Below are 12,914 nucleotides of genomic sequence, written 5' to 3' on the forward strand. Positions count from 1 at the left end.
ACATGAGCGAATCTAGTAGGGATTTTGGTGGACATGCAGAGAGCTAGCGGACGGTGTGAGCTAGCCAAGGCCAAAACCTGAATTACACTCGCACAAACATCATGTACGTCACCCCAACGTTACTGGGAAGATGAGTGGTCACGAAATATCGTGGCAATTTAGGTGGTACCGCGTTTAACAGCGCCCTAATCAGTGTTAACTGGTTGGGGTGCTTTTTATTACCCCAACCAAAAAGAATGTCATCATTTTTTAGAGGAGAGTAGCTATGGCAGAAGACATTTTGCAAGAACTAGCATGGCGTGGTGCCATCAATCAAACAACCGATGAAGATGGTCTACGTGAGCAAATGACCAAGGAACAAATCGGTGTGTACGTAGGAATCGACCCAACCGGGGATTCAATGCACATCGGGCACTTGATTCCATTTATGATTTTGAAGCGATTCCAATTGGCTGGTCAAAAGCCAGTAATCGTTGTGGGTGGTGCCACTGGTTCAATCGGTGACCCATCAGGTAAGAAGTCAGAGCGTAAGTTGTTGTCACAAGAGGACGTGGCAGCTAACGTTGAGAAGATTCGCGCCCAGATGGTAAAGTTGTTCGGTGAAGATGGGTTCACAATTGTGAACAACTTTGACTGGTTGGGTAAGTTGTCATTGCTCGACATGTTGCGTGAGTACGGTAAGTTGTTCTCAATTAACACCATGTTGGCTAAGGATGTCGTTGCGTCTCGTTTGGAAGCCGGCATTTCATTTACGGAATTTACGTACCAAATCTTGCAATCAATTGACTTCCACGAGTTGTGGAAGCGTGAAAATGTGCGTTTGCAAGTTGGTGGTTCAGATCAATGGGGTAACATCACGGGTGGTATCGATTTGATCCACAAGCTTGAGGGTGGTGAGGCACCGGCCTTTGGTTTGACAGTGCCTTTGCTGTTGAAGGCTGACGGTACAAAGTTTGGTAAGACTGAAGGTGGTGCCGTTTGGCTTGACCCTGAAAAGACGACGCCATTCGAATTCTACCAATTCTGGTTGAACACAGCTGATTCTGATGTTGAGAAGATGTTGAAGTACTTTACGTTCTTGTCACAAGACGAAATCGACGCCTTGGTAGCCGACTTGCAAGAAAATGCGTCTGCGCGTCATGCACAACGTCGTTTGGCACAAGAAGTGACGACATTCGTGCACGGTGCTGAGGCTGTTAAGACGGCTGAAACGATGACGAAGGTGTTGTTTGGTAACGCCGACGTCGCCGAATTGACGACTGAAGAAGTGGCAATTTTGGCTGGTAATGTCCCAACGTTTGAAATCGACAATGCTGAAATCGGTTTGTTGGACTTAGTTGTGGCAGCCGGCTTGGAAAAGTCAAAGACAGCTGCACGTAAGTCAGTTAAAGACGGTGCCATCCGCATCAATGGTGAGCAAATCACTGATGAAGAAGCCGTCATTAACCCAACTGCAAAGTACGATGGACAATATGTCATCGTGAAGCGCGGTAAGAAGAAGTGGGCCGTAGCGGTCGTACGTTAATGAAAAAATGCCTGATGGAAATCTCCGTCAGGCATTTTTTCATTAGTGATGACGCTCGCTACGTGAAGTAGGCTGTTGGTCAACTTCAGGCTGTGGTGTGGTTTGTTCTTTTAGAATTGGTGCGTCGGCCATTGTTGTTGTTTTAACAATGGCTTCTGAACCGGCGCCACTAATTTTCTCGTACAACAACTTATGCTGGGGTCGGAAAATTGTAATCAGCCAATCAATGACCAAAATCACTGCTGGGGCCGCGAACAGCAAGATGAACGTATAGGTACGGTTCAAAGTTTCAGCTGAAACGGTTCCGGTTGAGCCAATCAATTGGAGCCAGAATGGGAAAAAGTAAATGGTAAATCCAACCATTAAAGCGTTACGAACAATGATGCGCCAACGTTGTGACTTGGCGACATCGTAACGAATACGTACGACCATTTGTCCCAAAGTTGCACCGAGCAAAAGTGGCACAACACCCCAGACAATGATATAAGACAAGATGTCAGCACTCGTTTCATTGGGCAAAATTTGCGTCAAAACGAAACTAATGGCCGTTGCAATAACGAAATCTAAACCAAATGATAGTAAGCGACGCACTAATGTCACACGGTGGCCAAGACTGCGAGCCCGCTCATCCATGCGATCACGGGATGGCAATAGGATGCCGAGTAATGGCGCGAAAATCCAGCCAATCAGGCCACCAGTGGTGTTCAAAATCAAATCATCAACGTCGAACAAGCGGTACGGACGCCAGTAGATATGGTACAAACCGGTGTATTGGGTTGTTTCATAAAAGAGCGTCAGCATGAATGTCAAAATTAAGGTGGTGAAGAAACCACGCTTGAAATAGAAGTGCAAGTACATGCCGAATGGCACGGTTAGTAAGACGTTAAAGGCCGCTTGCGTAAAGGATGGATCCAATAGACCGGCTTTCAACCCACCGCCGTGGAAGTAGGGGTTGTCTTGGAAGAAGGTCCGAACAACTTGCAAGGGATCTAAATTACGCGTTGGCGCGCCGATTGCTTGCAAGTGTTCGAGGGTTGCTTCCGTTGGCAACGGCAAAATAACCAAGAAAAATGCTGTCGTGAAATAAAAAACAAAACTAAACGTCATTACCGTGTGCCAAAAGGTCACGGCACCATAACGACGATACTGTAGGAATAAAAATGGAATGAATAGCGCTATCAAAATAATAGGAAATGCAATGATAGCGTCGATAATAGGAACGCCAAATCCGCTCACGAGACTTACCTCCGTTTTTCTGTCATAATGAATTATACAGGGTTGTAACAGTAAATTCACTTAAACTTCACTTGTTAAAAAACAAGCAAAGTCGCCCTTTGTGGACATTGTCGCAAATTATTTTTCACAATCTTGGCTTTTTTTGTTGCATTTACTTTTCGTAAGTGTAAAATAAAGGTCATCAATTAAGAGAAATAGTATTTTTGAAACGAAAGAAGGAATAATACTCATGGCTACGATGAAGGCTGTTGTATTTGATGAATTTGGTGACGTTGACGTATTCCACGAAGCAGAAGTGGAAAAGCCAGTTTTGACGAAGGGTAGCATCTTGATCAAGCAAGCTGCTATCGCAATGGACCCATACGACGTGAAGTTCCGTGCCGGTGCCTTTGGTGTACCAGCTAAGGAAAACATGATCGGTGGTTCAACGATTGCCGGTGTTGTTGAAGCGGTTGCGGCTGATGTAACTGAGTTCAAGGTTGGTGAGCGTGTTGTGGCAGTTCCTCACGAGCACGGTTACGCAGAGTACGCCGTTGTTGACGCTGACACTGCTGGTCACTTGCCAGATTCTGTTTCATTCGAAGATGCTGCTGCATTGGCTTTGGGTGGTCAAACTGGTTACCAAGCCGTTGTTGACGCTTTGAACTTGCAAGAAGGTGAGTCAATCTTGATTCACGGTGGTGCTGGTGCCGTTGGTTACGCCGCTTTGCAAACGGCTTTGTACCGTGGCGCATCAAAGATTTACACGACTTCATTGCCAACTGATATTGATTACCTACACGAGTTGAACGAAGACATCGTGGCAATCGACTTCACGACGCAAAAGTTTACTGACGTTATCCCAGAGTCATCAGTTGATACTGTTGTTGAAATCATTGGTGGTAACAACGCTTTGGGTTCAATGCAAGTTTTGAAGGATGGTGGACGTATCGTATCTACTGTTCCTTTGGGCGATGACGTTAAGGCTGCTCGCGATGCCAAGAACATCAAGGGTGACTACTACGTGATGCAATCAACGACTGAAGTTTTGACGCAATTGATGGAACACTTGGGAAATGGTGACTACAAGGTTGCTGTTGCTGAAGTAAAGCCATTTAGCTTGAAAAACTTGAAGGAAGGTCACAAGATTGTTGAAGCACAAGCCGTTCGCGGTAAGGTTGTTTTGACGTTCTAATTGACTAATTAAAACTAATCGACAAATTAAAAATCCGCATGACCTTTTCCTACCGGTCATGCGGATTTTAGTATATAGTAGTGTCGGAAAGTGGGACAGGGATGCTGCCTGTAATTAAGAAAGCAGAAGAAGGATAAGAACATGACACAAGAACCACTTGTAACGGTTGCCGTTTTGAGTCATAACCTAGAAGGCTATATCGGCCACAGTTTAAAAACAATTAATAAGCAAACGTATCGGAATATGGATATTGTCATTTTAGATGATGCGTCAACGGATGATACATTGACGGAAATTAATCACTGGGTGGCCCGTGATGAACGGATGCGTTTGATTAAGAATAACAAGCGACGTGGTGTGGCGGCGATGCGTAACCGCGCCCTGAAAGAAATTCGCGGTAAGTACTTTATCTTCGTGGATGGGGATGATCAATTAGCACCAGCCTTTGTTGAAACGCTTGTGAAGGGCCTTGAAGAAAATCCCGATGTTGATATCGCAAGCGTCGGCTTTAGCTGGGGTGCAAGTGGTGTACCTAAGAAGGCAAACGAAGTTAAGTTCCGTCGCGTTGATCGGGCGGCAATGTTCGAAGGGGTTACGCACCGTGGCCATGTCATTTCAGGCATGGTCTGGAACAAGGCGTACCGTTCAGCTAATCTGTTAGATAGTCGTGTCCGTTTTGATGAATCCTTAGAGTTAGCCGAAGATCACTTGTGGATTGCCCAATTGGTCGCATCAAAGGCGATGTCAGAGTATTCAATCTTTGCATCGGATGTCTTGTACAACAAGGTATCGCGGTCAACGAGTATTATTCACACAGCCTCACATGCTTTACGTGAGCGAGAACGCGAGATTGATCAACAAATCGCCCGTATCGGGGATAACATAATTTAGCGATGATGAAGCAGTGTGGCACTAAACGGCACACTGCTTTTTTGTTGTGTGTCGTGCTATCGCACGAGCAACAGTCCCGGGTGGTATCCTACGCCTTTGTTCAAAAACTCGGCAACCGAATGGCGCGGACGCCATTCAGCGGGGCAAGTAATTCCCCCTAAAGCCTCAAGGTCTGTATGGGCTTTTCTGAATAGCGCCGGCCATGCGGCATGTTGCCGATTTTTGAACGCTCCGGATACCACCCGGGCCTGTTGCAGCAGCCGAGATGTTCTCTGATATTTGGGAGTGTCAATGATTGTGGCATAGTGGTAGAGGGTCCAATGATGATTATCAAACAAACAGAGAATGCCTCGTCGCAACGCGGCGACGAAAGAAACTAAACACAAAAGGCTGTTCAGTATTTTCGCTGAACAGCTTTTTTTAAAGGTCATGTTTACTTTCCAAAAATTCGTCATATTGTAGCTTTGATTGTGAGACTTGCGTTCGTTGTTGAGGCCCACGACGGCTAAACAACATGATAATAGGACTGCTTATCAATGATAATAATCCTAAGCCTAGTAATACTTTTCCCATAAAAATCCTCCTGCAAGTGACAAGACGTTTCACTCAGAAACAAGCTGATAGTCCGTGTGGAAACTTTTTTCGCTGATGACACGATAGGTATTCTCAGGTGACTTTATTAAGTACCAACCGGTTGTGCCCATACTTACCCCTAGTCGAGGTGTTGCGATAACGAGTACATCTTTTTCCGGTGTATTCCACCAGATTAGTTTGCGATTAAAAGCTGTCTTTACCCAATCTGGCGTATCGCCAGTAGTCGTGATTTGCCATGCATCAACCTGACTGTTGTTAATTATTGCTTTCATAAGAATATCCCCACTGAATGTATTGGGGACAGTATGGAACACTAATAATTATTATGCAAGCGATTGGCTTACTTTTTGTAGTTGACAAAACTCTCATTTTAATCTCATAATTGTGACACATCAAAAATATTAGGGGAAATAATTATGGGGAAGACACAGGTAGCAGATTTAGATTGGGATAATCTTGGCTTCGCGTATCATGATTTGCCATACCGGTATCGTGCAGTTTACCGGAACGGGGCATGGGAGCCTGGTGAGCTTATCACAGATAGTGATTTTCAAATTAGTGAAGCCGCGGTTGCACTACATTATGGGCAACAAGCCTTTGAAGGGCTGAAAGCTTATCGTCGCCCAGATGGTGGGGTTAACTTATTCCGCCCGGATCAAAATGCGGCGCGCATGGCGCGCTCAGCTGAACGGTTGCGGATGCCAGCCTATCCAGAAGATTTGTTTGTCGAGGCGGTGAAGCAAGTTGTGGCTGCGAATCAAGAATTCGTCCCACCATATGGTTCGGGAGCAACCCTGTATCTCCGACCATTGTTGATTGGCTCAGGTCCTGCCGTCGGGGTACATCCAGCTGATGAATATATTTTTAACATTTATGCGACGCCGGTTGGGGCCTACTATAAAGGTGGCCTAACACCGACTGCGTATGTCACTAGTGAATACGACCGGGCTGCCCATGGTGGTACGGGGCAAGCGAAGGTCGGTGGCAACTATGCGGCTTCGATGCTCCCCGGTGAACAAGCGCACGCAGCTGGGTACTCCGATGTGGTGTATCTTGACCCACGATTGCATGAAAACATTGAAGAACTTGGGTCAGCAAACTTCTTCGGTATTACGCGGGATGGTCGTTTCTTAACGCCAAAGTCGCCCTCAATTTTGCCATCAATTACGAAATATTCATTGCTGGCCTTAGCTAAAGAAGCTGGTCTGCAACCTGAGGAAACCACGATTAGTATTAATGACTTGGATCAATTTGAAGAAGCTGGTGCAATGGGAACCGCAGCGGTTATTTCACCGGTTGGTTCAATTACGCACCATGGCAAAAAGCACGTGTTTTATTCTGAAACAGCGGTGGGACCAAAGACACAAGCGTTGTATGACCGCTTAACTGGTATTCAATTTGGTACCGAAGTTGGTCCGACCGATTGGGCAGTCGATGTGCCGTTACAATAACTGAAAAATTACCTGAAAACCGGTTTGGATGAGCGTTATCCGACCGGTTTTTTACATATTTTTGATAAATAAAGCAATAACTAGATAAAAACTTTTCATGAAAACGCTTGCATAATAAAAAGTAAGCGCTTACAATAAATGTATACCTTGATGAAAGGTAAATTAATAATTTATTAGAAACATATCATTTAGTATTTGGTATTGGGGGAAATAATCATGGCAGAGAAGACGATTATGTTAGCTTGTGCAGCAGGTATGTCAACGTCAATGTTGGTTAAGAAGATGCAAGATGCCGCTAAGGCTGCTGGCAAGGATTATGAAATCTTTGCAACATCAACGTCAGATGTTGATGAGAAGTTGGCAAGCAGCAATAAGCCAGATGTTGTATTGCTTGGCCCTCAAGTGAGTTACATGAAGAAGGAAATCCAAGCCAAGACGGATGCCGCTGGTGTACCATTGGACGTTATTAACATGATGGACTACGGCATGATGAAGGGCGACAACGTATTGAAGACGGCGGAAGCACTTATCTCTTAAAGAGTTACAAGCAGCGATTTAGTCATGAGTTAATATTCGGGGGACGACGTAATGGACGACGAGCGTATGGCGGTTGTAATGGGATTGATTATGCACGGTGGTAATGCCAAGGGGCAGGCTTTCCAAGCTATTCAATTTGCAAAGGCAGGTCAGTTCGATGAAGCTGACGAAGCATTAGCAGCAGCAAATCAAGAATTGAAGGAAGCACATGATGTGCAAACCGATATGTTGACCAAGGAAGCCCAAGGCGAGCATACCGAAGTTGATTTGTACATGGTGCATGGTCAGGATCACTTAATGAATGCCATTACTTTCCGTGATATGGCTGTTGAACTGATTGCGTTGATGAAGCGGGTACAAGCATTGGAGGAAAAGTGATGGTAAAAGGATATCGCATGCCCGACGGCTTCCTTTGGGGAGGGGCCGTTGCAGCGCACCAGCTTGAGGGGGCTTGGGACGTTGATGGCAAAGGTGTATCAATTGCGGATGTGATGTTAGCTGGTAAGAATGGTGTGCCACGTGAAGTGACTGATACGGTTCTGCCGGATGGCAACTATCCAAATCACCGTGGGATTGATTTTTATCACACTTATCCAGCTGATTTTAAATTGATGAAGGAGTTGGGCTTGAAAGCTTTCCGGACATCAATTGCTTGGACTCGGATTTTTCCAAATGGGGATGAGACGGAACCAAATGAGGCAGGACTCGCATACTACGACGCCTTGATTGATGAAATGTTGGCGAATGGCATTGAACCAGTTTTGACGTTGAGTCACTTCGAAATACCGTATCATTTGGTGACTGAGTATGGTGGCTGGCGCAATCGTCAGTTGATTACATTCTTTGAACGATTTGCTCGGGTTGTCTTTGAGCGATTTGGGGATCGCGTGAAATACTGGATGACGTTCAACGAAATTAACAACCAAACATCATGGATGGATCCACATCCAATGTTGCAAAACTCAGGGTTGAAGGATTATGACGAAGCAGATGCGGAAGAATTGATGTACTTGGCATCACACCATGAGTTGGTGGCCTCAGCATTGGTGACGAAAGCCGCGCATGAAATCAATCCGAATATTCAAGTTGGTGACATGATTGCGATGAATCCGGTTTATCCGGCAACTTCGAAGCCTGAAGATATTATGATGGCTGAACGCGCCATGCAAGCACGTTACTTCTGGGGGGATGTACATGCTTTGGGACAATACCCAAATTGGTTGCGTAAGTATTGGGAACACAAGGGCTTTGATATCGATGTGACGCCAGAAGATGAGGCTATCTTGGCCGCGAACACGGTTGATTATGTGGCGTTCTCATACTACATGTCATGGACAGTAACGGATACTGGTGATGAATGGCTCGCCTACAACGAAGAAAGTAATCATGGTGATAATCCATTCTTACAGAAGTCGGATTGGGGCTGGCAAATTGATCCAGTCGGCGTCCGTTGGGCCATGAACTGGATGTGGGATCGCTGGCATAAGCCAATGTTTATCGTTGAGAATGGCTTTGGTGCTTATGACAAGTTGGAAGCTGATGGTACCGTACATGATGATTATCGCATTGCCTACTTCCAAGGCCACATCGAAGCAATGGAACGCGCGGTTGTGTTGGATGGCATTCCGCTAATCGGTTACTTACCATGGTCAGGCATCGATATTGTCTCAGCTTCAACAGGTGAGATGTTGAAGCGATATGGCTTTATCTATGTTGATTTAGACGACATGGGCCAAGGTAGCGGCGAACGGTATCGTAAGGATTCGTTCAAGTGGTACCAGCGGGTGATTGCATCTAACGGTGAAGATTTGGAGGTGTAGGATGACGCAACCAAACATGCCGGCAGATTTTTTCTGGGGTAACTCAGTGTCGTCAATGCAGACGGAAGGTGCCTGGCAAGAAGACGGTAAGGGGCTATCAGTGTATGATGTGCGACCGGCAACTGATCACACAATGGATTGGCATGATGCGATTGATGAGTATCATCGTTATGCCGAAGATTTGGATTTGATGGCGGATATGGGGATGAACATGTACCGTATCCAAATTTCATGGTCCCGAGTTGTGCCTGATGGTGATGGCGCATTTAATGAAGCTGGCATCCAGTATTACAGCGATTTGATTGATGCGATGATTGCCCGTGGTATTGAACCAATGGTGAATTTATATCACTTTGATATGCCACTGGCGTTAGCGAAATCAGATAATGGTTTTATGTCACGGCATACGGTTGACGCCTTTGTCCGGTTCGGCGCCGAGATGTTCAAGCGTTTCAGTGATCGGGTCAAATACTGGATTACATTCAATGAACATAATCTGTATTTTACCGATGAGGTGTTTGAGATTTCAGGTTATGACCATGGGGAGCGGACGTTATCAGATATGTATCGCATCTTCCATCATACGATGTTGGCCCATGCGCGCTTGGATGCGATTGCGCATACCAAGTATCCGGGCTTACAACTTGGCGGTATGCTAGCCCATGCGGCAACGTATCCGGCGACATCGAAACCAGAAGATGTCTATGCAGCGCGTAAGCTGAATGAGTTTTTGAACAACAACTTATATGATGCATTTGTTTTTGGTCGTTATTCACATGAAGTCATGCACTATGTGAAGGTTCATGGAATCGATTGGGATTACCAACCGGAAGATGCATCTGTACTAAGTAAGATGCATGCAGATTTCTTGGCTTTTTCGTATTATCGAACGGACACAATCAATGCAGATAAGATTCCAGCCGGTGAGGCGCCGAATCGTTATTTAAACACAGCAAATGAGACGAATCGTTTCTTAGAGACGAATGACTGGCAGTGGACGATTGATCCATTGGGCTTCCGGACAATCTTGGCGGATGTGTACAGTCGTTATCATGTGCCAATGTTCCCAATCGAAAATGGCATTGGGTTACATGAAACATGGGACGGTGTTCATGAAATTGCAGATGAGCGGCGAATTTCATATCATCGTGACCATATTCAGGCCATGAAAGATGCCATGTTTGAAGATGGCGTTACAGTACTGGGTTACTTGGGTTGGGGCTTAATTGATATCCCAAGTTCTCATGCAGATATGGAGAAACGGTATGGCTTTGTTTACGTCAACCGGTCGAATCATGATTTGAAGGATATGAGGCGCGTACCTAAAAAATCTTATCATTGGTTCAAACAGGTCATGGCGACAAACGGGGATAAGCTGTAGCCATTTTAGGGGGAAACATTATGGATAATGTTGGACGAGGTAATTGGGTCAGCGAGAAGTTGCTGCCACCCATTATGAAAGTTGTTAATACGAAGGCGATGAATGCCCTGAAAGACGGGATGGTTTACTCACTGCCATTCATCATCATTGGGTCAATCTTTTTGATCTTATCAAACATCCCGTATAAGCCAGTTGCGCAAGCGTTGACTGATTCGGGCTGGAGTGCCATTTTTACCCAGGCATATACCACATCATTCGGGATCATGGCGGTCTGGGCGGTTGTTGGAATTGCCTATGTTTATGTACGTAATGAAGGGTTTGAGGCCTTGCCTGCCGGTTTGACCTCACTCGCAATCTTCCTGGGCTTGCAGTCGCTGCAAGTCGCCTCACCGTTGTCAGCAGCAATGGGTAAGGCTGGTTCAGGAGTTGGTAGCTTATCAGGGACACAAGTAGCAGAACACATCGATAAGTTGCCGCACGCTTTGCAAACCTTCTTGACGTCACCAGTTACAGGGGCAATCAACATCACCTGGCTGGGCGGTCAGGGAATGATTGCCGCCATCTTGATTGGTATTTTCGTCGGTTGGGGTTACTCAGCTATGTTGCGTGCCGGTTGGAAGATTACGTTGCCTGAGCAAGTGCCAGCTAACGTTGCAAACCAATTTACGGCAATGATTCCAGCGGGTGTTTTGATTACCGTGGCGATGTTCATCTACGCTTTCTTCAGCTTCATTGTGAAGGAAGATTTGTTGCAAACGATTTACACGTTGATCCAAACACCACTACAAGGATTGTCAGATTCATTCGGTGGCGCTTTGATTATCGCCTTCTTGGTACCGTTCTTCTGGTTCTTCGGTGTCCACGGTGGGTTGATTATGGGAGCCATCACAACTGGTTTGTTGGTACCAAACACATTTGATAATGCGGCTTTGTACCACGCTGGCAAGTTGTCATTGGCTAACGGTGCCCACATCGTGACCAACGAGTTCTACAACAACTTCATTAACCTGACTGGATCAGGTATTACCATTGGTTTGGTGATCTTTACCTTGGTGGCTGCGCGTTCAGTGCAATTGAAGTCATTGGGAAAGATTGAAGCTGTACCAGGCTTGTTCAACATTAACGAACCATTCTTGTTCGGATTGCCATTGGTTTTGAACCCATTCTTGGCGATTCCATTCTTCTTGACGCCGGTGCTAGTTGCCGCATCAACGTACTTAGTCATCTACTTCGGTATTGTGCCACCGCTAAACGGTGTGGCCGCACCTTGGACGACACCACCAATCATTTCAGGATTCTTGATCGGTGGTTGGAAGATGGCCATCTGGCAAGCTGTTGTTTTGGTCATGTCAGCTGCGATTTACTGGCCATTTGCTAAGAAGTACGACAAGATGTTGTTGACGCAAGAGCAAGAAGCAGAGGCAGCTGAAAACGCCTAAAAATTGTTAGTGAGTCAACGAATTCCCTGAAAGGGGGGATGCGGATAACATGACAACCCAAAATGTTAGCGTGTCCGGTTACATCTCCGTGTAACCGATTAGGTACGCTCTATTAGAAGCGACGGTCTATCCTCTAGGGTAGGCCGTCTTTTGTTTTTAGAAAGACAGGTGTATACAGATGGCGAATAATTTGACGATTAATACCCCAGTTGCGTTTAATGATTTGGCGGGAAATTTAGGTCGCAAAGTTGAAGAGGTTAACTTAACAATTGCTGGTAATCACTTTGATGCGGCTAAAAGCACAGCGTTATCTTGGGGGCTGATGTTAGCGCCACAGAGCGGTCGTGAGATTGGGACGTTAACGCTAGCGGCTAACGGTATTAAATTGCAAGACGCAACCGGTAGCGAGATTGAGACAGTCGCATATGAAGATGTATCGCGGGTTGAAGTAGGTGTTCTGCAGTCGCTATCTCGTTATAGTGCAGCAGTCTTACCTTATAGTCATTTCTGGACCTTTATAGAAATAACGTTACGCGACACCCGTGATTTACAGTTTATTAATGCTAATCTTGTAGCTGCACCAGCTTTATTAACGTACCTCAAGAAACAAGCAGTTCCAGAGGTAGTTGATCCGTTTGAATTAGCTAATTTAACTTCGGCTGAAGTGAGTGACTACGTGGCACAACACTTCGAAAGCCGGGCTAAGTTGGTCAATTATCCTGTGACAGTAGCTGGATTGGGTAATTAAGGTTTATTATGATAAACTGTTGACAATGATTAGAAAAAGATTAGAATTAAAACCATCAAGAAATCAAGGAGAGCAAAAATGATGATGACGCCAACACTCACAACTACAAACGTCTATT

The 12,914-nt window shown here is 45.6% G+C and carries 13 protein-coding genes; 10 read left to right on the forward strand and 3 right to left on the reverse strand.

Annotated elements, in window-relative coordinates:
• Nucleotides 1-265: 265 nt before the first annotated feature.
• Nucleotides 266-1,525 (forward strand): tyrosine--tRNA ligase, encoded by a 1,260-nt coding sequence (gene tyrS / locus ACJ28U_RS05190; RefSeq protein WP_407618609.1) that lies wholly within the window; start codon nt 266-268, stop codon nt 1,523-1,525.
• Nucleotides 1,526-1,567: 42 nt separating this feature from the next.
• Here the strand turns inward: tyrS and ACJ28U_RS05195 are convergent, their stop codons facing one another.
• The gene (locus ACJ28U_RS05195) at nt 1,568-2,761 is read right to left on the reverse strand and encodes a VanZ family protein (RefSeq protein ID WP_407618610.1); all 1,194 of its coding nucleotides are present in this window, start codon (nt 2,759-2,761) and stop codon (nt 1,568-1,570) included.
• A gap of 229 nt (nt 2,762-2,990) precedes the next feature.
• On the opposite strand from ACJ28U_RS05195, the gene ACJ28U_RS05200 reads away from it, so the two are divergent.
• Together ACJ28U_RS05200 and ACJ28U_RS05205 are read left to right on the forward strand one after the other, a co-directional pair.
• Nucleotides 2,991-3,935, forward strand: a complete 945-nt coding sequence (locus tag ACJ28U_RS05200) for an NADP-dependent oxidoreductase (protein WP_407618611.1) — start codon at nt 2,991-2,993, stop codon at nt 3,933-3,935.
• Between the two features lie 141 nt (nt 3,936-4,076).
• The gene (locus ACJ28U_RS05205) at nt 4,077-4,826 is read left to right on the forward strand and encodes a glycosyltransferase family 2 protein (RefSeq protein ID WP_099088597.1); all 750 of its coding nucleotides are present in this window, start codon (nt 4,077-4,079) and stop codon (nt 4,824-4,826) included.
• 56 nt (nt 4,827-4,882) lie between these two features.
• Here the strand turns inward: ACJ28U_RS05205 and ACJ28U_RS05210 are convergent, their stop codons facing one another.
• On the reverse strand, nt 4,883-5,281 hold the full coding sequence (locus ACJ28U_RS05210; protein ID WP_407618612.1) for a hypothetical protein: 399 nt from the start codon (nt 5,279-5,281) through the stop codon (nt 4,883-4,885).
• 147 nt (nt 5,282-5,428) lie between these two features.
• On the reverse strand, nt 5,429-5,692 hold the full coding sequence (locus ACJ28U_RS05215) for a hypothetical protein (RefSeq protein WP_099088598.1): 264 nt from the start codon (nt 5,690-5,692) through the stop codon (nt 5,429-5,431).
• A 144-nt stretch (nt 5,693-5,836) separates the two neighbouring features.
• Between ACJ28U_RS05215 and ACJ28U_RS05220 the strand changes: the two genes are divergently transcribed.
• From ACJ28U_RS05220 to ACJ28U_RS05250, 7 genes are all read left to right on the forward strand, one after another.
• The gene (locus ACJ28U_RS05220; RefSeq protein WP_099088599.1) at nt 5,837-6,871 is read left to right on the forward strand and encodes a branched-chain amino acid aminotransferase; all 1,035 of its coding nucleotides are present in this window, start codon (nt 5,837-5,839) and stop codon (nt 6,869-6,871) included.
• Between the two features lie 216 nt (nt 6,872-7,087).
• The gene (locus ACJ28U_RS05225) at nt 7,088-7,408 is read left to right on the forward strand and encodes a PTS sugar transporter subunit IIB (RefSeq protein WP_010375267.1); all 321 of its coding nucleotides are present in this window, start codon (nt 7,088-7,090) and stop codon (nt 7,406-7,408) included.
• A 51-nt stretch (nt 7,409-7,459) separates the two neighbouring features.
• Nucleotides 7,460-7,786 (forward strand): PTS lactose/cellobiose transporter subunit IIA, encoded by a 327-nt coding sequence (locus ACJ28U_RS05230; protein ID WP_099088600.1) that lies wholly within the window; start codon nt 7,460-7,462, stop codon nt 7,784-7,786.
• The gene (locus ACJ28U_RS05235) at nt 7,786-9,228 is read left to right on the forward strand and encodes a 6-phospho-beta-glucosidase (protein WP_099088601.1); all 1,443 of its coding nucleotides are present in this window, start codon (nt 7,786-7,788) and stop codon (nt 9,226-9,228) included. The genes ACJ28U_RS05230 and ACJ28U_RS05235 overlap by 1 nt, the downstream gene beginning before the upstream one ends.
• Nucleotide 9,229: 1 nt before the next feature.
• Nucleotides 9,230-10,609 carry a glycoside hydrolase family 1 protein gene (locus ACJ28U_RS05240; RefSeq protein WP_099088602.1) on the forward strand — a complete coding sequence of 460 codons (1,380 nt, stop codon included), beginning with the start codon at nt 9,230-9,232 and terminating at the stop codon, nt 10,607-10,609.
• Nucleotides 10,610-10,629: 20 nt separating this feature from the next.
• Nucleotides 10,630-12,048 carry a PTS sugar transporter subunit IIC gene (locus ACJ28U_RS05245; protein ID WP_099088603.1) on the forward strand — a complete coding sequence of 473 codons (1,419 nt, stop codon included), beginning with the start codon at nt 10,630-10,632 and terminating at the stop codon, nt 12,046-12,048.
• A 178-nt stretch (nt 12,049-12,226) separates the two neighbouring features.
• The gene (locus tag ACJ28U_RS05250) at nt 12,227-12,796 is read left to right on the forward strand and encodes a hypothetical protein (protein WP_407618613.1); all 570 of its coding nucleotides are present in this window, start codon (nt 12,227-12,229) and stop codon (nt 12,794-12,796) included.
• Nucleotides 12,797-12,914 lie beyond the last annotated feature (118 nt).

Origin of the sequence: Weissella sp. MSCH1, from assembly GCF_045799135.1 — a bacterium.
Taxonomy (GTDB): Bacteria; Bacillota; Bacilli; order Lactobacillales; family Lactobacillaceae; genus Weissella.